The organism is Salinicola sp. MH3R3-1 (genome assembly GCF_001937155.1).
In the GTDB taxonomy this organism is placed as follows: Bacteria; Pseudomonadota; Gammaproteobacteria; order Pseudomonadales; family Halomonadaceae; genus Salinicola; species Salinicola halophyticus.
In genome coordinates this window covers 1-22,539 of record NZ_MSDP01000004.1, presented here as the reverse complement: position 1 = coordinate 22,539, position 22,539 = coordinate 1, and the positions used below count along the sequence as shown (strand labels likewise).

At 64.7% G+C, this 22,539-nt stretch carries 19 protein-coding genes; 11 read left to right on the top strand and 8 right to left on the bottom strand.

Features of this window, described 5'->3' with window-relative positions; genetic code table 11:
• Positions 1 to 159: 159 nt before the first annotated feature.
• Entirely contained in the window at positions 160 to 1,884 is a 1,725-nt protein-coding gene (gene ilvD / locus BTW08_RS02670) for a dihydroxy-acid dehydratase (RefSeq protein ID WP_075560978.1), read from the bottom strand.
• Between the two features lie 368 nt (positions 1,885 to 2,252).
• Between ilvD and BTW08_RS02665 the strand changes: the two genes are divergently transcribed.
• The 7 genes from BTW08_RS02665 to BTW08_RS02635 all read left to right on the top strand — a co-directional run bounded on the left by BTW08_RS02665 (position 2,253) and on the right by BTW08_RS02635 (position 9,398).
• The gene (locus tag BTW08_RS02665; protein WP_075560977.1) at positions 2,253 to 3,176 is read left to right on the top strand and encodes a LysR family transcriptional regulator; all 924 of its coding nucleotides are present in this window, start codon (positions 2,253 to 2,255) and stop codon (positions 3,174 to 3,176) included.
• A 95-nt stretch (positions 3,177 to 3,271) separates the two neighbouring features.
• Positions 3,272 to 4,072, top strand: coding sequence for a putative hydro-lyase (locus BTW08_RS02660; RefSeq protein WP_075560976.1), 801 nt, complete (start codon positions 3,272 to 3,274; stop codon positions 4,070 to 4,072).
• Positions 4,073 to 4,253: 181 nt separating this feature from the next.
• Positions 4,254 to 5,333 (top strand): TRAP transporter substrate-binding protein, encoded by a 1,080-nt coding sequence (locus BTW08_RS02655; protein WP_075560975.1) that lies wholly within the window; start codon positions 4,254 to 4,256, stop codon positions 5,331 to 5,333.
• A 72-nt stretch (positions 5,334 to 5,405) separates the two neighbouring features.
• Entirely contained in the window at positions 5,406 to 5,996 is a 591-nt protein-coding gene (locus BTW08_RS02650) for a TRAP transporter small permease (protein WP_075560974.1), read from the top strand.
• Positions 5,996 to 7,276, top strand: a complete 1,281-nt coding sequence (locus BTW08_RS02645; RefSeq protein ID WP_075560973.1) for a TRAP transporter large permease — start codon at positions 5,996 to 5,998, stop codon at positions 7,274 to 7,276. The genes BTW08_RS02650 and BTW08_RS02645 overlap by 1 nt, the downstream gene beginning before the upstream one ends.
• Before the next feature lie 65 nt (positions 7,277 to 7,341).
• Positions 7,342 to 8,025 carry a DUF2848 domain-containing protein gene (locus tag BTW08_RS02640; RefSeq protein ID WP_075560972.1) on the top strand — a complete coding sequence of 228 codons (684 nt, stop codon included), beginning with the start codon at positions 7,342 to 7,344 and terminating at the stop codon, positions 8,023 to 8,025.
• The gene (locus BTW08_RS02635) at positions 8,022 to 9,398 is read left to right on the top strand and encodes an amidase (protein ID WP_075560971.1); all 1,377 of its coding nucleotides are present in this window, start codon (positions 8,022 to 8,024) and stop codon (positions 9,396 to 9,398) included. The genes BTW08_RS02640 and BTW08_RS02635 overlap by 4 nt, the downstream gene beginning before the upstream one ends.
• A 15-nt stretch (positions 9,399 to 9,413) precedes the next feature.
• On the opposite strand, the gene BTW08_RS02630 is transcribed toward BTW08_RS02635, so the two are convergent.
• Together BTW08_RS02630 and BTW08_RS02625 are read right to left on the bottom strand one after the other, a co-directional pair.
• Positions 9,414 to 10,775, bottom strand: a complete 1,362-nt coding sequence (locus BTW08_RS02630) for an MFS transporter (RefSeq protein WP_075560970.1) — start codon at positions 10,773 to 10,775, stop codon at positions 9,414 to 9,416.
• Between the two features lie 322 nt (positions 10,776 to 11,097).
• Complete coding sequence (locus BTW08_RS02625; RefSeq protein WP_075560969.1) at positions 11,098 to 11,637, bottom strand: TetR/AcrR family transcriptional regulator; 540 nt, start codon at positions 11,635 to 11,637, stop codon at positions 11,098 to 11,100.
• Positions 11,638 to 11,733: 96 nt separating this feature from the next.
• Here BTW08_RS02625 and BTW08_RS02620 point away from each other — a divergent pair, with 96 nt between their 5' ends.
• The 3 genes from BTW08_RS02620 to BTW08_RS02610 all read left to right on the top strand — a co-directional run bounded on the left by BTW08_RS02620 (position 11,734) and on the right by BTW08_RS02610 (position 14,665).
• Entirely contained in the window at positions 11,734 to 12,933 is a 1,200-nt protein-coding gene (locus tag BTW08_RS02620) for an MFS transporter (protein ID WP_075560968.1), read from the top strand.
• 221 nt (positions 12,934 to 13,154) lie between these two features.
• Complete coding sequence (locus BTW08_RS02615) at positions 13,155 to 13,610, top strand: nodulation efficiency, NfeD-like protein (RefSeq protein ID WP_075560967.1); 456 nt, start codon at positions 13,155 to 13,157, stop codon at positions 13,608 to 13,610.
• A 5-nt stretch (positions 13,611 to 13,615) separates the two neighbouring features.
• Complete coding sequence (locus BTW08_RS02610; RefSeq protein ID WP_075560966.1) at positions 13,616 to 14,665, top strand: SPFH domain-containing protein; 1,050 nt, start codon at positions 13,616 to 13,618, stop codon at positions 14,663 to 14,665.
• A gap of 9 nt (positions 14,666 to 14,674) precedes the next feature.
• On the opposite strand, the gene astB is transcribed toward BTW08_RS02610, so the two are convergent.
• The 5 genes from astB to BTW08_RS02585 all read right to left on the bottom strand — a co-directional run bounded on the left by astB (position 14,675) and on the right by BTW08_RS02585 (position 21,012).
• Positions 14,675 to 16,042, bottom strand: a complete 1,368-nt coding sequence (astB, locus tag BTW08_RS02605; RefSeq protein WP_075560965.1) for an N-succinylarginine dihydrolase — start codon at positions 16,040 to 16,042, stop codon at positions 14,675 to 14,677.
• A 97-nt stretch (positions 16,043 to 16,139) separates the two neighbouring features.
• Entirely contained in the window at positions 16,140 to 17,609 is a 1,470-nt protein-coding gene (astD, locus tag BTW08_RS02600; RefSeq protein ID WP_075560964.1) for a succinylglutamate-semialdehyde dehydrogenase, read from the bottom strand.
• A gap of 48 nt (positions 17,610 to 17,657) precedes the next feature.
• Entirely contained in the window at positions 17,658 to 18,677 is a 1,020-nt protein-coding gene (gene astA / locus BTW08_RS02595; RefSeq protein ID WP_075560963.1) for an arginine N-succinyltransferase, read from the bottom strand.
• Positions 18,677 to 19,771, bottom strand: coding sequence for an arginine N-succinyltransferase (locus tag BTW08_RS02590; protein ID WP_075561145.1), 1,095 nt, complete (start codon positions 19,769 to 19,771; stop codon positions 18,677 to 18,679). The genes astA and BTW08_RS02590 overlap by 1 nt, the downstream gene beginning before the upstream one ends.
• 26 nt (positions 19,772 to 19,797) lie before the next feature.
• Positions 19,798 to 21,012 carry an aspartate aminotransferase family protein gene (locus BTW08_RS02585; protein ID WP_075560962.1) on the bottom strand — a complete coding sequence of 405 codons (1,215 nt, stop codon included), beginning with the start codon at positions 21,010 to 21,012 and terminating at the stop codon, positions 19,798 to 19,800.
• A gap of 426 nt (positions 21,013 to 21,438) precedes the next feature.
• Here BTW08_RS02585 and BTW08_RS02575 point away from each other — a divergent pair, with 426 nt between their 5' ends.
• Complete coding sequence (locus BTW08_RS02575) at positions 21,439 to 22,233, top strand: SDR family oxidoreductase (protein WP_075560960.1); 795 nt, start codon at positions 21,439 to 21,441, stop codon at positions 22,231 to 22,233.
• The last annotated feature ends 306 nt before the right edge of the window (positions 22,234 to 22,539 follow it).

Sequence of the window (22,539 nt, the reverse complement as noted above, 5' to 3'; positions counted from 1 at the left end):
GCCGGCGATGATAGGTCTGCCAGCACATGAAACTTATGCAGCTCGATCATGAATCGAATTCAGGATCGGGGGAACGAATGCTCGACAGCAAAACGCCCCGATGCAAAGCACCGGGGCGTCGATTTCACTGGCTCGGCCAGCCAAGCGCTGGCCGAAGTCTCAGTCTTCCAGCGCTTCGGGCAGGTCGGTGACCGCTCCCAAAGAGGCGGAGCTGACCGTCTTGGCGTACTTGGCCAGGGTGCCGCGGGTATAGCGCGGTGCCGGGCGTTTCCAGGCTGCTCGGCGACGATCCATTTCCGCGTCGTCGATATGTAGCGTCATCACGTCGTTTTCGGCGTCGATGGTGATCTCGTCACCATCCTCGATCAGACCGATAGGGCCGCCGACGAAGGCTTCCGGCGTGATGTGGCCGACCACGAAGCCGTGGCTGCCGCCGGAGAAGCGCCCGTCGGTGATCAGTGCCACCTTGTCGCCCAGGCCGCGCCCGGTGATCGCGGAGGTCGGCGTCAGCATCTCGCGCATGCCCGGGCCGCCCTTGGGCCCTTCGTAGCGGATGACGACGACGTCGCCGGCGACCACGGTGAGATCGTTGATCCGGGCCTGCGCTTCTTCCTCGGAGTTGAACACCCGGGCGCGACCGGTAAAGCGCGTACCTTCCTTGCCGGTGATCTTGGCCACCGCCCCTTCCGGTGCCAGGTTGCCGTAGAGAATACGCAGGTGGCTGCTCGTCTTGATCGGATTGTCCAGCGGCTTGATGATCGCCTGATCCATCGGGTACGGCTTCACGCCAGCCAGATTCTCGGCCAGCGTCTTGCCGGTCACGGTGATGCAATCGCCGTGGAGCAGGCCTGCGTCGAGCAGGATCTTCATCATCGGCTGGATACCGCCGATCGCGACCAGCTCGCTCATCATGTAGTGGCCGCTGGGACGCACGTCCGCCAGTACCGGCACGCGCTTGCCGATCTCGGTGAAATCGTCGAGCGTCAAGTCCACGCCGATGGTGTTGGCGATGGCCAGCAGATGCAGCACCGCGTTGGTGGAGCCGCCGAGGGCGATGACCACGGTGATGGCGTTCTCGAACGCCTTGCGGGTCATGATGTCGGAGGGCTTGAGGTCCAGCTCCAGCAGTTTGAGTACGGCTTCGCCGGCGGCGCGGCTGTCGTCGTTCTTAGTCTGCGAGACCGCTTCCTGGGCCGAGGAGTTGGGCAGACTCATGCCCATCGCCTCGATCGCCGAGGCCATGGTGTTGGCGGTGTACATGCCGCCGCAGGAACCCGGCCCGGGAATCGCGGTTTCCTCGATCTGCTTGACCTCGATCAGCGACTTGTTGCCCTGGGAATAAGCCCCCATCGCCTCGAACACCGAAACGATATCGGTATGGCCGGCGCCGGGCTGGATGGTGCCGCCGTAGACGAAGATGCTGGGACGATCGAGGCGCGCCAGGCCGATCATGCAGCCCGGCATGTTCTTGTCGCAGCCGCCGATGGCGACCACGCCGTCGAAGCCCTCGCAGCCGGAGACGGCTTCGATGGAGTCGGCGATGATCTCGCGCGAGGCCATCGAATACTTCATGCCCTCGGTGCCGTTGGCGATCCCATCGGAGATGGTGATGGTGTTGAAGATCACACCCTTGCCGCCGGCGGCGTCGGCACCCTCACTGGCCGCTTCCGCCAGCACGTTGATATGGCTATTGCAGGGTGTCACCCGGCTCCAGGTCGAAGCGATACCCACCTGCGGCTTCTTGAAATCCCCGTCGGTGAAGCCGACCGCACGCAACATGGCGCGACTGGCGGCCTTGCCGGGACCATCGACCACCTTGGCGGAATGGCGACGGCGGTGATCCGTATTGGCAGGGAAATTGTCGTCCGGAAAATCCTGGCTCATCGAGCGCTCCTGTTTTTCGTCTGTTCGCCTCGCGGGCAACTGGCTGCCTCAACGGGCAAAATTTGAGCGATACATGCCGGCTGGGTGATACGGCAAAAGATGACGGTCGGCATGCATCATGGGTGCCACGGTCAGATGACAATGCACGGTCGTGAGGGCTCTTGTGAAGCGTAAAGCGACTCTTTCGAGGTGGCTCAGCCACGCCCCGCGCAGAAAAAGGGTGGCCCATTGTAGCCGCCCGGAGCGCGTGCGGACATCCGACCATGGCGGAAAACGCACCTCGCCGTCAGCCAACCCGAATATGCAATACTGGCGGGCGCCTGATCCGGCCTAGCCTTCACTCCCACCGCGACCCGAGCGAGCCTGCCATGTTCGACTTCAAGGAAATCGAAGCCTTCGTCTGGATCGTGCGGCTGGGGTCGTTTCGCCTTGCCGCGCGCCATCTGCACCTGACGCAGCCGTCGGTGTCCGACCGTATCGCCAGGCTCGAATCGATCGTCGGCGAATCCTTGCTGGAACGGACTCAGCGGCCGATCAAGCCGACCCCGAAAGGCCGTCAGTTCTACCGTCACGCACTGCGGCTGATGGAGGCCCGCGAGGAAGCCATGGCCATGCTGGAGCTGGCAACGCCCTTCCAGGGCACGTTGCGTCTGGGCGTCGTCGAGTCGATCGCCCATAGCTGGCTGCCCCAGTTCCTGGCCGAGCTGTCGCGCCGCTTTCCGGAAATGACGCTGGAACTCGAGGTGGATAGCTCACCCGGCCTCGCCACCAAATTGCACAACCACGATATCGACATGGCGTTTCTGATGGGGCCGGTCAACGTTCAGGAAGTGTTCAATCGATTTCTCTGCCACTACACCATGGGGCTGATCGCGAGCCCCCGACTCGGGCTCGACCCGGCTCATTTCTCGCTGCACCGGCTGCGCGGTCTGCCGCTGATCACTTTTGCCCGGGATAGCCGCCCCTACCGCGAGCTCGGCTCGCTGCTTCATCAGCACAAACTCGAACACCTCAAGCTGCACTGCTCCAGTTCGCTGTGGACGATCGTGCGGATGACGCTGGATGGCCTGGGGCTCGGCGCTATTCCTCCACGTCTGGTGCAGGACGAGCTGGCCGAGGGCAAACTGATCGCATTGCCCATCGAACTGCCCGAGCTCGAGTTCACCGCTTCCTGGCCTCAGCATCTGGACAAGTCGCTGGCCGAAGGCGTCACCGAGCTGGCGATCGAGATCGCCCGACTCGATCAGCAGCACAACACGCCTGCTGTGGAAGGGGCAGCCAACAGCGACTGAAAGATTATTCCGATCGATTAATATCAGAAAAATCGATTTGCCTTATCAGCAGCGGCTTTTTATTGTCGAACGATAATCACAACCGAGTCATCGACATGACCGCCGAAGACCTGACCGATCTCTCACGACCGCTCGCCGCCCGGCAGGCTATCCGCCATGGCCAATGGCAGCGACACACCAGCGGACTCGCGCCGGGCTATGCCCAGGCCAATCTGGTCATTCTTCCCGCCCGCTACGCCGAAGACTTCCTGCGTTTCTGTCAGCGCAATCCCCGCGCCTGCCCGTTGCTGGACGTGACCGATCCCGGCGATCCGCATCCGCGCTCGCTGGGTACCGATATCGATCTGCGCCATGACGTGCCGCGATACCTTGTCTACCGGAACGGCGTCTCTAGCGCGGAGCCCACCGATATCGCCGAGCTATGGCAGGACGATTTCGTCACCTTCTCGATCGGCTGCTCGTTCTCGTTCGAGGACGCCCTGATCGCCGACGGCCTCGAAGTCCGCCACATCCAGCTCGGTCGCAACGTGCCGATGTACCGCACTCAGGTTCCGCTCGAACCCAGCGGCCCGTTCGGCGGCAATCTGGTCGTCTCGATGCGCCCGTTCAAACCGGCCGACGCCATCCGCGCCATCCAGATCACCACCGATATGCCGCGGGTTCACGGCGCGCCGGTGCATATCGGCCTGCCAGCGTCGCTGGGCATCGCCGATCTGACCCGGCCGGATTTCGGCGACGCGCCGGTCATCCACGACGACGAGCTGGCGGTTTTCTGGGCCTGCGGCGTGACCCCCCAGGCCGCCCTGGAAGCCGCAGGTCTGCCTTTGGCGATCACTCACAGTCCGGGGCACATGCTGATCACCGATATTCCCAATCATCGACTGAAGTTCGGCTAGAACTTGAAGTACTGGCTGGAACCAGAAGTATTGGCTGGAACCAGAAGTACTGGCTGGAACTAGAAGCACGGCTATAGCCCGGGCCAAGCGGGCGATCCTCGACGCAACGCCGTTAGAGCGACACAACATGGATAGCGCGACACAACATCAATAACGAACGCCAACAACGAGGCTTACCACCATGATCTGCAAACACACAAAATCCACCCGTCGAACCCGTATCGCGGCAGCGCTGATCGCCACCGCACTCGGTGCCGGCGTCACGACTACGGCATCGGCCGAGACATCCCTTAACGTCGTCGGCAGCTGGGGCAGTCTCGAACTGCACCAGAAATTCGAGCAGCCGTTCTGGGGCGAGACGCTACCGAAAGCCAGCGATGGCGATATCACTACCCAGGTCACCAGCTTCGATCAGATGGGGATCGCCAGCGGCGACGTCTTTCGCTATCTCGGCGACGGTCTGTTCGACGTCGGCATGACGGTGGGCGACTACACCGTCAGCGATGCGCCGGAGCTTGAAGGTCTCGATCTGCCGATGATGACGACCGATACCGACAAGGCCCGCGCGGTGGCGGACGCCTTCCGCCCGATCGCCGAAAAAGCCATGAACGAGCGCTTCAACAGCCATGTGCTGGCGATCGTTCCCTACCCCGCCCAGGTGCTGTTCTGCAACACGCCAATCTCGGGTCTTGCCGATCTCGAGGGCAAGAAGGTTCGCGGCAGCGGCCGTTCGACCGGCGAGTTCCTCGAGGCTCTCGGCGCGCAGAGCCTCAACATCGCCTTCAACGAGGTCCCCGGATCCCTCGAGCGCGGCGTGATCGACTGCGCCGTGACCGGATCGATGTCCGGCTACAGCGCCGGCTGGTACGACGTATCAAGCCACATGCTGCCGCTGCCCATCGGCGGTTGGGACTACGTCATTACCGCCATCAACCAGGACAAGTGGAGCAGCCTGAGCACCGACGAGCAGCAGCTGATTCAGGCACAGGTCGACAAGCAGTTCACCGCACCGGTGTGGACCAACGCCAAGACCGAAACCCAGCGCGGTATCGCCTGCCTGACGGGCAAGGGTGATTGTCCGGCCGGCAAGCCGGCCAGCATGACGCTGGTCAAACCGACCCAGGCCGATGTCGATCGCGCTCACAAGGCCCTCGAAGACGTGGTGCTACCCGCCTGGGCCGGCCGCGTCGATGCCGACACCCTCGAGCAGTGGAACGCCGGCGTCGGCAAGATTGTCGACCTGCAGGCCAAGGCGCCCTGACCACCGTTAGCGCGCGCGTGTCGGCCACGGCCGGCACGCGCGGTCCCCATCACCGCTGGACAGGACCCTCTCATGTCACCATTGATCCAGAGCCTGGACGGGCTGGTGCGCTTCACCCGCGGCCTGTCCCGGCTCGCTGCGCGCGTGATCGGACTCGCCCTGCTGGCCGTCGCCATCTTCATCGGCGTCGAGATCCTGCTGCGCAAGCTGGCCGGTCACTCGCTTTCCGGTGTCCACGAATACTCGGGCTACGTGCTCGCCGTACTATCGGCCTGGGGGATTTCCCACACCCTGCTCGAACGGGCGCATATCCGTATCGACGTCGTCCATGGCCGCCTGCCGCCGCTGTCGCAGCACGCGCTGAATATCGTGTCGCTGCTGGCGCTCAATCTGGTGGCGTGGACGATCGCACTGAACGCCTACCCGGTACTGGTCAAATCGCTCGCCAACGGCTCGACCGCCAACACACCGCTGGCCACGCCGCTGTGGATTCCCCAACTGCTGTGGGCCGCCGGCTACTGCTGGTTCGCCTTCACCACCAGCGTCATCGGCTTGAGGGTGCTGGCCGCGCTGTGCCAGCGGGACGCGCCTACTCTCGATGCGCTGATCGGCATGGATAACGGCGAACTGGCCGAAGCGCCGCTGACGAAGGAGTCACGCTGATGCTCGGATTTCTCTCTGTCGGCATCATGGTGTTACTGCTGGCCGGCATTCCGGTGGCGGTCACGCTGTTTCTGCTCGCTTTCGGCATCGACCAGTTCTTCTCGTTCTTTCCGCTGACCAAGGCGCTAGGGCAGAACCTGTGGTCGGCGGCGGACTCGTTCCTGCTGATCGCGATTCCGCTGTTCGTGCTGATGGGCGAGATCATTGTGCGCGCCGGTATCGCCGAGAAGGCCTACCGCGCCATGGATCACTGGCTCTCATGGCTGCCGGGCGGCCTGATTCACGCCAACATCACCACCGCGGCGCTGTTCTCGGCGACCTCGGGCTCGTCGGTCGCCACCGCCGCGACGATCTCCACCGTGGCGCTGCCTCAGGGCGACAGGCTCAACTACGATCCTCGCCTGTTCTGCGGCAGCATCGCGGCCGGCGGTACGCTGGGGATTCTGATTCCGCCATCGATCAACCTGATCGTCTACGGCTTCCTGACCGAAACGTCGATTCCCAAGCTGTTCATGGCGGGGCTGATCCCCGGCCTGGGCCTGTCGCTGCTGTTCATGGCGGTGGCGCTGGTGCTGTGCTGGTGGAAGCCGAGTCTCGGCGGCCCACGTAACGTCGCCAGCTGGAACGCGCGTTTTCGCAGCCTGGCGTTTCTCGCGCCGCTGCTGATCCTGTTCGCGGTAATCGTCGGCTCGATCTATCTCGGCTGGGCGACTCCCACCGAAGCGGCCGCCGTCGGCGTCATCGTCTCGTTGGGGCTGGCCGCCGCCAATCGGCGCCTGGATCGCCCGATGCTGATGGCCGCGCTCGACGGTACGGTCAAGACGACCTCGATGCTGCTGTTCATCATTCTGGCCGCCTCGTTTCTGAACTTCGCGCTGACCTCGTCAGGGCTGGTCCAGAAACTGACCACGCTGCTGAACACCTACGATCTCTCGCCCTACGGCCTGCTGCTGGCGGTCATCGCGCTGTTCATCGTGCTGGGTTTCTTCATCGAGACGCTGTCGCTGATGGTGATCACCATTCCCATCGTCACGCCGCTGATCGCGGCCGCCGGCTTCGACAAGGTGTGGTTCGGCATCATCATGATCCTGTTCGTCGAAATGGCCCTGATCACCCCGCCGGTGGGCCTCAATCTCTACATCGTGCAGGCCGCCCGGCGCGGCAAGCCATTCTCGGACGTGATCGTCGGCACCCTGCCGTTCATCGTCGCCATGCTATTGATGGCCGCGCTGCTGGTGATATTCCCGAGCATCGCGCTGTGGCTACCCAACTCGCTGTGACTCTCATTCATTGACGCCCTGACTGACGCGCTCAATGACGCACCCTTGAACAGGAAAACGATCTCATGCTGACTTTCGAAACCCCGCAGGGCACTTTCACTCTCTCACCTCAGCGCCTGGCCATCGCCGGCTGGGCCGGCCGCGATCAGGCCGGCGTGCAGCACCATATCGAGGAGCTGGCCGAGCTCGGCGTCAAGCCGCCGTCTAGCGTGCCGCTGTTCTATCGTGCCAGCGCCCAGCTGCTGACCCAGGCGCCGGACGTCGAGATGCTCGGCGGCGAAGGCTCCGGCGAAGCCGAGGTCTGTCTGGTCAGTGATAGCGAAGGCCGGCTGTGGGTAACGCTGGCCTCCGATCACACCGACCGCAAGCTGGAAGCCGTGGGCGTGGCAGAGTCCAAGCAGCTCTGTGCCAAGCCGGTCGCCACGCAGGCGTGGGCGCTGGAAGAGATCCGCGACCACTGGGACTCGCTGGAGCTTTCGAGCGAGATCGAGGAGAACGGCCACACCGTCACCTATCAGCAAGGCACGCTCGCCGAGCTGCTCGACGTCGACACGCTGCTGGCCAAACTGCCCGCCGCCCTCAAGCAGGGCGAATTCCTCGCGCCCAACACGCTGCTGCTGTGTGGAACGGTGCCAGCGATCGGCGGCATCCGCCCCAGCGCCTGCTTCTCGATGACGCTCAACGACCCGGTGCTGGATCGCCGCCTCAGTCATGTCTACACCGTCATCGAACTCGAGGTGGCGCAATGAGCTCATCAGAGACGCCGCAGGATGCCGCGACAGCGTTCTGGGCTCGGCCGCCGCGTCGACGGCGGCTGGCGGACTGGCAGGCAGCGTTAGACGCCGGCGACTTCACGCCGGCAAACGCACTCGAGGCGTTGATCGAACGGGCGGAGACGATGCCCGACGTCACCGCCACGGCCTTCATCGAATTCGATGCCGGCAAGCTGCGTGACCGGCTCACGCGGATCGATCCGAACGAGTCGTTGGGCGGCATTCCGATCAGCATCAAGGATCTGTTCGATGTCCACGGCGAAGTGACCCAGGCGGCTTCCCGGGTGCTGGGTAATAGCGCACCCGCCACGGCGGATGCGCCCTCGGTTACCCGCCTCCGTCGCGCCGGCGCGCTGTTGACCGGACGCACCACCATGAGCGAGTTCGCGTTTTCGGGGCTCGGACTCAATCATAATTTCGGCACCCCGCCCAACCCGTTCGACGCCGAGCGTATCACCGGTGGCTCGACCTCCGGCGGCGCGGCTTCGGTCGCCTTTGGCCTGGCGGCGGCGACGCTGGGTAGCGACACCGGCGGCTCGCTGCGGATACCGGCCGCGTTCTGCGGGCTGACCGGCTTCAAGCCCAGCCAGCAGAGCGTGCCCGGCGAAGGTGCCTACCCGCTCGCGCCGAGCCTGGATTGCGTCGGCCCGATTGCGCCCAGCGTCGACTGCTGCGCGCGGCTGTGGTCGGTGCTGGCCGAGCGACCAATGCCGGCGCTGAATTCCGCCCCGCGGCCGCTACGCCTGGCGATTGCCGATGGCGGGCTGCTGAGCGAGCTGGACGACGCCGTCCGCGACGGCTTCGAAGCGGCCGTGGCCGCGCTCGAAGCCAAGGGATGTCACATCGAACGCCTGAGTTTCGAGGCCGTCGACGGCGCGCTGGCGATCAATCAGCAAGGCGGCCTGGTGGTGCCCGAAGCGGCGGCGCTGCATCGCGAGCAGCTCGCGCAAGCCGAGGCGGACTACGATCCGCTGATCGCCGAGCGTCTGAACGGCGGTCGGGATATCAGCGCCGCGGATTACCTCCAGCGTCTATGGCCGCGGGCCGGCTGGCAGCGGCGCTTCGCGGCCGAGATGGCCGGCTTCGACGCTGTGCTTCTGCCGACGGTAGCGACGTTGCCGCCAAAGCGAGCCGAACTCGAAAACGATGCCGCCGCGTTCCAGCGGGCGAACCGGCTGGCGCTGCGTAATACCAGCGTCTTCAACTATCTCGACGCGGCTTCGATCTCGCTGCCCTACTTCCCGACCGGTGCCGACCTGCCGATCGGCCTGATGCTGTCGCGCCCCCAGGGCGACGATGCCGCGCTGTTGCAACACGCGAGTGTCGTGGAAGCGATGCTGGGAGACTGATCCGCTCAGAGCCGCCTATCGACGGCTGCAGCGTCTGTCGATGCCCGAGCCGAGCCCGCCTTTGAAGCTGCGGCCGATATTTTCGATCAACCCCAGCGGCGGCATGGCCGGCATGTAGAAGCGAGGGATCGAAGGCTGCTGGGCTCGTGGCTCCTCTCGCCGAGCACAATCGCCTCGATCCGTTGCCGCGTCGCTCCGCGGTCCGTCCGCCCGGTATCCAACCAGCATCGTCGCCACGGCAATCAGCGCAAAGACGATAAAGCAGAAGGCGTATCCCCGGCTGCCGATCAGATAGCCGGCCAGCGGCGAGCCGACGATCTGGCCCACGGCGATCATCAGAAACGGCAGGCCAAGACCAATGGCGGGCCGGTCCGCGTAGAGCCGGATCCCCCAGACCAGATAGACGCCAGTGAGCATGATATAGGCACCACCGAAAAGCGTCGCCGAAACGAGCATCGCCGGCAGGCTGGCAGGCAACAACGCCAGCAGACAGAGCGAGAGCGCCAGTGCGCCGAGCGACCCGCGATTAACGACGTCGAGGCCGAAACGTTTGACGAGATCCCCCGCCAGCCCCCCGACCAGACCTGCAACGCCGATCAGAATCCAGACGATATTGGCCACTGTCTGGTCGAAATTCCCCTGCGTGACGACCGCTTCGCTCGAGAACGTCCAGTAGGCGGCACTGGCGATTCCCGTGCCCGCTGCGGCCAACATCACTCGCCATGCCGGCGCCCGCCATAAACCGCCTCGGTTCTGACGACCTTCTTGCTGGGAAGAATCCTTGCCTGCCTTGGGCGCGACGTTGACACGCGTCTCGGTGGCCGGGGGTCGCGGTACGCTGAGGAGCAATAGCACGGCGTTCACCAATGCGGTGATCGCGAACGCGGCGTAGGCGACTCGCCATTGGCCGGTGGCGAGAAATGCCACCGGGCCCGAGATCGCAACGCCGAGACTGGTCCCGGCGTTGATGATGGTGTTGGCCCGGCTCTGGCGGGCTTCCGGGATCGCGCGAGCGACGGCCTGGGCCATGGGTGGCGAGGCCAATCCGGTACTCGTTCCCGCCAGCAGAATGGCGCCGGCCAGCAACAGCGGGCTCTCGCTAATCGAAACGACCGCCATGCCGGCCGCCGCGATCAGGGCGGCAGCGACGGCCATCAGCCGGGCACCGAAACGCTCCACCAGCATTGCACTGGCCACGATGGCGAGACAGTAGCCAACGTAGGCGCCGCTGCCGATCGCCCCGGCCATGGCCGAACTCAGCCCGACGTCCTCGCGCATGCTAGGCAGAAACAGCCCGTAGGCAAAGCGCGCCAAACCGTAGCTCACGCCAATCAGCGCTGTGCCGGCAACGATGAGTCGAAGTTCCTGGCGGTTCATATCGGAATCCTCCTTGCTGAAGTGCTGAACGCTACCGAAACGTCCAGACGACAGTCGTGGTGTAAAATGATCGTTTTTCTTACGGTCGTAACGAATCCGCCGGCCTTGAACCGGAGAATGGCGCCGTGGTGTTTTCGGACCATCAAGGGATGGTTCGCCAGACTGGCACGGCTTTCCCGAGCAGAATCCGCTAAGGAAGCGCTGAATCAATCGGCGAGCGGGATGAAGCGCAAGACGCACGGAGCACAGAAGGCGAGACATAACATGGGGTTAGGCAATCCTTCGAGCACCGCGCAACGCAGCGATTCGCCCGCGTAGGCATTTAGGCAGTGCTTCCCTCAGCGCGCGCGCCTGCGATCAACCGCCGTGCTGCCCGGCGAGCACCATCGACGGCCGCACCGCCACGATAGGTCGCGGCGTGGGTCGCGCCTTCGAACAGCAGCAGAATCGCCTCGGCCAGCTCGTCGTCGCGGTGTCCCATCTCCGCCACGACGATGTCGTCGATGCGTTGCCGCAGGCGCTCCTTGTGCCGGGCCATCACCTCGGCGATCTCCGGAACGCTACCTCCGGTCTCGCCCCAGGCCCGCAGGAACAGGCATCCTCTTGCGCCCTCCTCGGCGAACCAGGTTTCCAGCGCGCCGAACAGCGCATCGACGCTGACGGCGTCGATCCGCCGATGGAAGCGACGGTCGCGCTCGTTCAGGACCGCGGCCATCAGGCCATTCTTGCTGCCGACGTGCTTGTAGAGCGTGCGGCTCGAGATGCCGGCGGCCTGGGTCAGCCGGTCCATCCCGGTGGCGGTAAAGCCGTGGCGATCGAAGAGCTGCTCGGCGGTCGAAATGAGTCGTGTGCGAATGTCCATGCACTGAGTGTAAAACGATCACTTTACACGTGCAAGCATCGATGCGCCGATCAACGATGATAAGATGCCGGCCCGCTCATGACTCGGTGATCGCTTGTGCCGTCAGCCTCGCTCTCTCGTCCCCCGCTACCCGCCTGGCTATGGCTCGTCGCTTTCGGTCTGGCAGCGATCAATCTGCGTGCGCCGATCGTCGTCATCGGACCGGTGCTCGATCCGATCATGTCGACGCTCTCCATCGGCGCGGGGACGGCGAGCCTCTTCACCACCGGGATGATCCTCTGCTTCGGGCTGCTGTCACCGCTGGCGCCGGGCTTCGCCGATCGCGTCGGCCTCGACCGGGCCATCGCCTGCGCGATCACGCTGATCGCCATCGGCGGCGTGCTGCGCGGTATCGAGAGCCTGACGGTCATGCTGCTCGGCACCCTGTGCGCGGGGATGGGCATCGCCTTCGGCAACGTGTTCATGCCGAGCCTGGTCAAACGTGATCGCGGTGATCGACTCGGCCGCACCATGGGGCTCTATACGGTGATGATGGGCGTCGGCGCCACGATCAGCGCCGGCAGCGCCATTCCGCTGATGAATCTGTCGGGAAGCTGGTCCACGCCAATCTGGCTGTGGGCCGCCTTCGGCATCGGCTCCGCCATCGTGTGGTGGCGCGTGGCGATCTCGCTGGCCCCCGCCGAGCAAGCATCGAGCCGACGACCGCCGATGTCGCGGCTGTTCCGAAGCCCGGTAGCGTGGACATTGACGCTGTTCATGGGTGCTCAGTCGCTGAGCTTCTATACGCTGCAGACTTGGGTGCCGGCGGTGGCGATTCAGGCCGGCGTTCCGGTGGCGACCGCCGGGATCATGCTGTCGCTGATCAACCTCACCAGCATCCCGGGCAGCTACGTCGTCGCCAGACTGGCCTCGCGGCTGACCCATCACAGCCTGCTGGTGCTCGGGCTCTGTTCGCTGGTGGCGCTGGCGCTGTTCGGCCTGCTGCTGGCCCCGACCGCCTCGCCGCTGCTGTGGGCGCTGCTGCTGGGTGCCGGTCAGGGCGGCTGCTTCGCCTTCGCGCTGACCATGATCGTGCTGCGCACCCGACAGCCGCAGCACGCCGCCATGCTCTCGGGCATGTCCCAAAGCATCGGCTATCTGATGGGCGCCAGCGGGCCGCTGCTGTTCGGCACGTTGCACGGCCTGAGCGGCGACTGGCAGCTGTCGCTGATCTTCCTAATCGTGCTGCTCGCCGCCCAGAGCGTCGCCGGCGTGCTGATCGGCCGGCCGAAGATGGTCAAGCTGGGCGATGACTGACTTGCCCCGCCGAGCACGCCGTGATCTTCACATTATTTCTCGCATGCGCATCGAGGGTGATCACTATCCTCTTTGGCGTAACGATCTCTGATACGCTGTTCTGTCCGACGCGGGCAACCTTCTGGACCGCTTTTCAGCGAAACTGACGAGCCCCGGGCGCCGGCCGGCATCGAGCGCCGACCTCGAGAAGTTTCCTCCCGACTCGATCACCGAGGACCGATATGGACTGGAACGTGGCTTATGTGTGGCTGGGCATTGCGCTGCTGCTGGGCCTGGCGGAGCTGGCCTCGGGCGCGCTGGTGCTGCTGGCGCTGGCGATCGCGGCGGCCGTGGCGGCGCTGCTGGCCTGGCTGGGGGCGTCGATGACCTGGCAACTGCTGGGCCTGGGGATCGTCGCCGGGGTGCTGCTGCCGCTGGTCATCAAGGTGATCCGCCCTTGGTTCTCGCCACCGGGTGTGGATTACGGCACGACCGGCACCGGGGTCGAGAAAGGCCATGAATATCGTACCCTCAAGCGCGATTTCGACGGCGCGACCGGACTCAAGATCAACGGCGATTTCTATCGACTGCGAGTCGCCGACACCGACACGACCGAACTGCCGCTGGGCAGCGCGGTCATCTTTCAGCATTTCGACGGCACCGAGGCCATCGTGACGCTGAAAAGCCCAACGGAGTAACGCATATGGATCTCTTTGCCAGCCCGGGGCTGATTCTCAGCCTGATCATCGTCGCTATCGGCGTGCTGCTCATCGTCAAGGGGCTGGTGATCGTTCGCCAGTCGGAGGTGATGGTGGTGGAGCGTCTGGGCTCTTTCAACCGGCTGCTCGAAAGCGGGATCAACTTCATCATCCCGTTCATCGAGCAGCCTCGCGCCATCAGCATGATCCGCTACCGCAAGCAGGGAGAAGAGTACTACCCGATCGCCACCGACGAAATCCGTATCGACCGCCGCGAGACGGTCATGGATTTCCCCGGACAGCCGGTGGTCACCACCGACAACGTGACGGTCACCATCAACGGCGCGCTTTATTACCAGATCATCGATCCCAAGCGGGCGGTCTATGAAGTCGCCAACATGAGTCAGGCCGTCGAGGTGCTGGCCAAGACCACGCTGCGTTCGGTGGTGGGCAAGATGGAGCTCGACAAGCTGTTCGAATCCCGCGCCGAGGTCAATAACGCGATCCAGTCCGCCATGGAAGAGCCCGCGTCCAAATGGGGCGTGAAGATCTCCCGGGTCGAGGTGCAGGACATCGCCATGCCGGAAGAGGTCGAGAGCGCCATGCGCCTGCAGATGGCCGCCGAACGTAAACGGCGCGCGACGGTGACCGAAGCCGAGGGCGAGAAATCTGCTGCCATCGCCATGGCGCAGGGTCAGCGCGAATCGTCGATTCTCAACGCCGAAGGCGACAAGCAGTCCGCCATCCTGCGCGCCCAGGGCGAGCAGGAATCGATCAAGCTGGTGCTCAATGCCATCGGCGAGACGGAGGAGAACAAGCGCACCGTGGTGGGTTATCTGCTGGGCCAGAGCTACATCAAGGCGCTACCGACCATGGCCAAGGATGGCGAGCGGGTGTTCGTGCCCTACGAGTCCTCGGCGCTACTCGGTTCCATGGGCATGTTCCGGGAAATGGCCGGTTCACCGGAAGATGTCGTGGGCCAGCATGTCAAAAACAGCCAGAGTGGCGCCGACCTGCGCAGCGGCATGGTCGGCGGCGCCGCCGGCCAGGGCTGACCGGCCGGTCTACGACCCCATCTGAAACGGATAGACGTTGCCGATGCCCAGCAGCCGGGTCAGTTCGTCGAGCGCGGTGAGCGTCTCGTCGGCGAGCCGGGGGTCGGCCAGCTCGTCCGGGGTCAGGCTGTCACGGTAGTGACGCTCGACCCAGCCCACCAGGTCGGCATATAGCGCATCGTTCAGCAGCACCCGTCCGCTCAGCGCCTGGCGCTCGGCCGCCGAGAGCACCACCCGCAGACGCAGGCAAGCCGGGCCGCCGCCGTTGCGCATGCTCTGCTTGACGTCCTTGACCGTCACTTCGCTGATCGGGTTGTATCCCGCCAGCAGCAGATCCTGAATCGTTCGCCAAACAGCCTCGTTCTCCTGGCACTCCCCCGGCACCACCAGCGTCATGCTGCCATCCGGATTCGACAACAGCTGCGAGTTGAACAGGTAGGTCGAGACCGCGTCCTCGAGGCTGATCGCCTCGCTGGGCACCCGTACCGGTATCAGCGGGGAAGCCATTCGGGAGCGCAGCGCCTCCAGCGTCTTCTCCTCGTCGAGAAACGCCATCTCGTGATAGAGCAGCACCGGCCCGTTGCCCACCGCGATCACGTCGTTGTGGAAGACGCCCGCGTCGATGGCATCCGGATGCTGCTGGGCAAAGACGACCTGTGAATCCTCGAGCCCGTGCTGACGCGCGATCGCCTGACTCGCTTCCAGCGTCTGTCGCGCCGGATAGCGCTGGGGGGCGCGCTCACCGCCGAAGGCCTGTCGGCCGTAGACGAACAGATGCACGCCGGCCTCGTCGTACTCGCCACACAGGCGGGTGTGATTGGCCGCACCCTCGTCGGAGAACGCCGGCGTCGCCGGCAGCACGCTGTGGTGGGCGAAGTGGCGCTCGTCACGGAAAATCGATGCCAGCACGCGGCCGGTGGTTTCCGGTTCGAGATAGCGATGGAAACTCGACTGCAGATTGGCCGGCGTGAAGTGCACGCGACCGTCCGGAGCATCGAAACCCGGCGTGATGGTGGCGGCGTTGGCGGTCCACATCGAGGAGGCCGAACACACCGCGCGCAGAAGCTGCGGCGCTTCCTGCGCGGCTCGCGCGAGTATCTCGGTGTTGCTGCCGCCAAACCCCAGGGCACGCAGCGCACCCAGATCCGGGCGCTGCTGCGGCGGCAATACGCCCTGGGCGTAGCCTGAGTCCATCAGCGACTTCATCTTGGCCAGGCCCTGCAGCGCCGCCTCGCGCGGATTGGAGGCCAACCCGCCATGGCGCATCGAGGCCACGTTGCCGTGGGCCAGCCCGGCGTAATTGTGCGTCGGGCCGACCAGGCCGTCGAAATTGACTTCACGCACGTCCGGCGCGAAAGCGTTCGTCGTGTCGCTCATCGCGTAACTCCACTTGTGGCCTGACTGGTGGCGTAGCTGATGTCTTGGCTAATGGCATGGCTAATGGCATGGCTAATGGCATTGCTGACGGAATCGCTCATAGCCGAATGCCGGGCGGCAGCGCCGCGGGCAGGGTCAGCGTATCGGCCTCCATCGAGGCGACCGGATAGGCGCAGTAGTCCGCCGCGTAATAGGCGCTCGGGCGATGGTTGCCGCTGTCGCCGATCCCGCCAAACGGCGCATCGCTGGAGGCCCCGGTGGTCTGACGATTCCAGTTGACGATGCCGGCCCGAATCCGCAGTAGGAAGTCGTCCCAATCCGGCTGGTCCCCGCCGATAAGTCCGGCCGAAAGTCCGTAGCGGGTAGCGTTGGCCAGTTCGATCGCCTCGTCCCAGCTCCGGTAACGATCGACCTTGAGCAGCGGGCCGAAGTGCTCTTCATCGGGCACGTCGCAGCCGGTGACATCGACCAGCCCCGGCGACAGCAGACTGGTGCCGGCCTGCAGCGACTGCATCCGCACCAGCACCCGGCCACCGCGGGCTTCGAGGTCGCGCTGGGCCTCGAGCAGACCTTCCGCCGCCTGCGGGCTGACCAGTCCGGCATAGAACGGCGCCGGTTCGCTGAAGGGCTCGGCCACATGCAGTTCGGCCAGTGTCCGCGCCAGCTTCTCGATCAGCTGATCGCCGGATTCTCCCTGCGGCACGATCAGACGACGTGCACAGGTACAGCGCTGACCGCCGGAGAGAAACGCCGACTGGATGATGGTCAGCACGGCGGCATCGAGATCACGCACGTCCTTGACCACCAGCGGGTTGTTGCCACCCAGCTCCAGCGCCAGGATCTTGCCGACCTGACCGCCGAACTGACGATGCAGCAGCCCGCCGACCTTGGCGCTGCCGGTGAACAGCAGGCCGTCGATATCGGCGTTGCCGGCCAAAGCCTGCCCCACTTCCGCCGCGCCCTGGACCAGGTTGATCACACCGGCAGGCAGGCCCGCCCGCTCCCAGCACTGCAGGGTCAGGTCAGCGGTCATCGGGGTCTGTTCGCTGGGCTTGAACACCACGCAGTTGCCGGCCAGCAGCGACGGCACGATATGGCCGTTGGGCAGATGCCCCGGGAAGTTGTAGGGGCCGAAAACCGCCAGCACGCCGTGCGGGCGGTGTCGCAATACCGCCCGTGTACCGCCGGCATCGCGGGCGCGCTCGCCGGTACGCTCGTGATAGGCGGTGAGCGAGATCGCCACCTTGGCGATCATCGCGCCCACTTCCGTGCGCGCTTCCCAGATCGGCTTGCCGGTCTCATGGGCGATACTAAGGGCGAGCGGTTCGCGATTGGCTTCCAGCTCGTCGCGGAAACGCTCGGCCACGGCCTGACGCTCGGCGAACGGCCGCCGCCCCCAGCCAGGGAACGCACGCCGTGCCGCTGCGATCGCTTCGTCGACCTGCTCGGGTGAGGCCGCTGCGGCCTGCCATAACGTGTCGCCCGTGATGGGGTCGCGCTTATCGAACCGCGCAGCGGCGCCATCGATCCAATGACCGTCGATCAGCAGTTGTTGCTTGGCGTGCATACATCACTCCTGGTTGTTCTGGAAATTGCGTCGGCTGCTAGTCGGCACTCAGGACTCGAGCACCCGCAAGGCATCGCCACTGGTCACGTTCAACCGCTCGGCTTCCGCCGTGGTCAGCGTGATCACTCCGTCCTCGCTGGGGCCGCGGCCGATCCAGCTGCAGCGGAAATCACTCATCCCGGTGGTGGCCGCCATCCAGCCGGGGCGTTCGGACTGCTCCAGTCGCTCGCTACTGACCTCGACCGTGACGCAGGACGAGTGGCGGATCGCGCGAACGTCGTCGATATAGGCCTCAACCGTGGGCCCGCCATCGAAGATGTCGATATAGCCTTCCCAGCGCAGCCCTTCCTTCTTCAGCATCTCCAGCGCGGGCCGGGTGTGCTCGTGGACCTGGCCGATACACTCCCGCGCCGCCTGTGGCAGAAACGGCGTGTAGATCGGGTATTTCGGCATCAGCTCGCCGATGAAACTCTTCTGACCCAGCCCGGTGAGCTGGTCGGCCTGCTTGAATTCCATCGGAAAGAAGTGGCTGCCGAGACTGTCCCAGAACGGGCTGACGCCGTCGGGGCTGAACACGCCGCGCATCTCCGCCAGCACCTTGGCCGGAAAACAGTCGCGGAACTCCGCCATGAACAGCCAGCGCGCCTTGGAGAGCAGCGTGCCGTTGCGATCGCGGCGATAGGCCGGACGCAGAAACAGCGAGGCGACTTCGGCATCGCCGGTGTGATCCGAGCTCAGAAACAGCGTATCGATGGTGCGGTGCAGATCGAGCTGGACCGACGAATGCGCCAGTTTGCCAACGCGGTAATGATAGAACGGCGTCTCGCGGCCGACCTCGGCCTCGATTGCGCAGCAGCCCGCCAGTTCACCGCTCTGCTCGTCCTCGAGCACGAAGAAATAGAGCCGTTCCTGCTCGGGGACGCGGCCTTCGAACGCCGCCACCGCGTTGTCGATCTTGGCGCTCAGAAATTCACGGCTGTTGGGCAGCGAGGTGAAACCGACACCGGTCTCCTGCGCCAACGCCTGCAGTTCGTCGATATCGTGATGCCCAATGGGTCGCAGGCGCATTACAGTTCTCCCTCGTCCAGCGCGTCTTCGACATTGGGTAGCGCCAGCGGCGCGACCAGTACGGCACGACCCTCTTCGACGCCGAGCAGCGCCGCCTGCTCTTCCGACAGCATCAGTTGACCGGTCGGCGTGAGCGCATAGCGCGCGACGGTGCAGCGGAAATCGGCCAGTTGCTGATTGGCGACCATCGCCGGTTCGGCATCCGGCAACGAGGCCGCCGGGCGAATCCGTACCGGATGCCAGCCGCAGTGGGTCAACGTGCGCAGGCGCTGACGCTCGCCTCTCACCACCGGTCCGGCGTCGAAGATATCGACGTGGCGCGAGCGCACGAAACCCTCGGCGAGCATTTCCTGCAGCGCCTGTTCATGATCCGGATGTTCACGTCCGATCGCCGCGCGGGCCTGGGGCGTCAGCAGCGGCAGATAGAGCGGAAACTGCGGCATCACCTCGGCGATGAAGCTCTTAGAGCGTACACCCGCCAGCAGGTTGATCTCGTGGTAGCCCTGCTCGAAGAAGTGATGGCCGACACTGTCCCAGAAAGGCGACCTGCCCTCCTCGTCGAGATAGCCCGGAAAGGCCACGCCCAGCGTCTGCGCGAAGCGCTCGGGATACTGGGCGATGAACATCAGCCGGGCGCGGCGCAGCAACGTGGCCGCGCTGGTGCCGCGGTAGCGCGAATCCAGCGACAGCGCGCACAGCAGCGAGACTTCCGACATCTCGTGGGAGAGCGATAGCGTCTGCACCTCGTGGCGCAGATTGAGCTGCTGCGAGGCGTGGATCAGGGTTTCCTGACGATAGGTGTAGTAGGCGTCCTGCGCCCCCGCCTGCGCCCGGATGCTGGCGGTGCCGACGATCTCGCCCAGGTCCCGATCCTCGAGCACGAAGGTGTAGAGCTCGTCGCCAGGGAAGTCGACGTTGTGGGCCAGCGCGCGCGAGGAGCGGGCAATCCGCTCCTCGAGCCGGTCACGATGCGCGGGAAGATTGGTCAGCCGGGGCGTGGCGCCACCGGCAAGCCGCTCGATTGCGGCCAGATCGCCCGACTGCGCCGGGCGAACCAGCAGGTTGCCCACGCTTCGCGCCGCGGGATCATCCATGCCACTGGAGACGATATCGGAGGCGATCATGATGGGTTGACGAGCTGCCCGATGGCGATCTCGAGCCGCGCCATGCCCTCCTGAAGATCCGCTTCCGGAATCACCAGCGACGGCGCCATGCGCAGCACGTTGGGACCGGCGACCAGAATCATCAGCCCCTGTTCGAGGGCCAGCGGCAGAATATCCCGTGCCTTGCCGTGGAAGTCGTCGCTCATCTCGGCGCCGATCAGCAGCCCCATGCCGCGGATCTCCTTGAACACGCCGTACTTGCGATTGATGACCTCGAGATGCTCGCGGAACAGCGCGTGACGACGCTCGACGCCTTCCAGAACCTCCGGCGTGTCGATGGTGGTCAGCGCCGCCAGACCCACGGCACAGGCCAGCGCGTTGCCACCGTAGGTGGAACCGTGCGTCCCCACCGCCAGCGACGGCGCGACGCGATCGGTGGTCAGCATCGCGCCGATCGGGAAGCCGCCGCCCAGGGCCTTGGCCGTGGTCAGGATGTCCGGCGTCACGTCATAGTGCATGTAGGCATAGAGCTTGCCGGTACGGCCGACGCCGGATTGCACTTCGTCGACTACCAGCAGCGCCTGATGCTGATCGCACAGCTCGCGTAGGCCCCGCATGAATTCCGGCGTTGCCGGCGTCACGCCGCCTTCGCCCTGGATCGGCTCGACCACGATGGCGCAGGTCTCGTCGTCGATCAGCGCGCGCACGCTGTCGAGATCGTTGAACTCGGCGTGAACGATGCCGCCCGGGATCGGGCCGAAACCTTCGGAATACTTGGGCTGACCGCCGACGCTGACGGTGAACAGGGTGCGGCCGTGAAACGCCTGCTTGAACGAGATGATCTTGTGCTTCTTCTCGCCGAAGTTGTCGAACGCCCAGCGACGCGCCAGCTTGAAGGCCGCTTCGTTGGCTTCGCCGCCGGAAGAGCAGAAGTATGCCTTGTCGGCGAAGGTCCGCTCGACCATCTGCTTGGCCAGCGCCAGCGCCGGCTCGTTGGTATAGACGTTGGAGAGATGCCACAGCTTGTTGGCCTGGGTGGTCAGCGCATTGACCAGGGCCGGATGGCAGTGCCCCAGCGCATTGACCGCGATGCCGCCTGCGAAATCGATGTACTCCTTCTCCGCCTGATCCCACAGTCGGCTGCCTTCGCCGCGCACCGGAATCGCCTGCTGCGGCGAATAGTTGGGGGTCATGTAGCTGTCGAAATCGTCACGTGTCGGGCTCGCGGCCATGTCTCTCTCCCTGGAGGTTAGGGGGTGTCGAATAAGTATGTCGAATGAGTATAAGGAGGCGACGGCCTCGCGGCTTTCAGCGATGGGACGGCGAATTGCGAAAAGCGCCCCGTTGCCACGAGGGCCGTCATTGACCCTGTCATCGAAGTGCCGCCACTGACTAGCTGCCACTGACCGGCTACCCGATAAAAGCATTTGGGTTTGTCTGAAAAGTCGTCGAGCGTCATCGCACGGGTTGTGTTCGCGACGACTGCCCCGATGTCGGAGTGTACCTCTGCCACTTTCGTGGGAGCCATCCCCTCGCCGATCACCATCGCCGCAGACTCACGGCCGGCGAGGCGCAGGCCAAAACAGCAAAGCCGCAACAGCTAAGTTAAAGCCGCTAAGTCAAAACTGCTAAGCCCAAACCGCTAAGGAAGACATCTGATGAAAATCGATCTGACAGGCAAGACCGCTATCGTCACCGGGTCCACCGCCGGCATCGGGCTGGCCATCGCCAAGGGCCTGGCAGGCGCCGGTGCCGCCGTGACCGTCACCGGCCGGACCCAGGCGCGCGTCGACGACGCCATCGCCACCCTCAAGCAGGAACTCCCGGCCGCCACCCTCGACGGCGTGGCCGCCGATCTGGGCACGGCCGAGGGTTGCCAGGCGTTGATCGAGCAGAAGCCGGACTGCGATATTCTGGTCAACAACGTCGGCATCTTCGGGCCCAAGGACTTCTTCGAGATTCCCGATGACGAGTGGCAGCAGTTCTTCGACGTCAACGTGATGAGCGCGGTGCGGCTGTCGCGCCACTATGCCCAGGGCATGAAGCAGCGCGACTGGGGTCGAATCCAGTTTCTGTCGAGCGAGTCCGCGCTCAACATCCCGGCGGAGATGGTTCACTACGGCATGACCAAGAGCGCCGTGCAGTCGATCTCGCGCGGACTGGCCAAGGTTCTGGCGGGCACCCAGGTCACGGTCAACGCGGTGCTTCCCGGGCCGACCAAGTCCGAAGGCGTGGGCAAGATGATTGCCGACATCGCCCAGCAGCAAGGCATCAGCGAGGCCGAGGCGGAAGCCAACTTCGTCAAGGAGAACCGGCCGTCGTCGATCATCCAGCGAGTCGCCGAGGTCGAGGAAGTCGCCAACCTCAGCGTCTACCTGGCTTCACCCCAGGCCAGCGCCACCACCGGCGCGGCGATGCGGGTCGAAGGTGGGATCGTCGACACGATGGCCTGAAATCGCGAGCCGCGAAAGCCAACACGGGCTTATTGCGAGAAAAGGGCCAGCGACGTCAGTCGCTGGCCCTTTTCGTAGCTCGTAGCTCGTAGCTCGTAGCTCGTAGCTCGTAGCTCGTAGCTCGTAGCTCGTAGCTCGTAGCTCGTAGCTCGTAGCTCGTAGCTCGTAGCTGCTGTTTAGCGCCCCGAAGCCGGCGCAGTCGTAGCTCGTGTCGTATTGCCGAGCGCAGCCCGTTTCAGCCCTCGTAGCGCTTGAAGATCGCGCTGGCATTCACACCACCAAACCCGAAGGCATTGCAGATGGCGT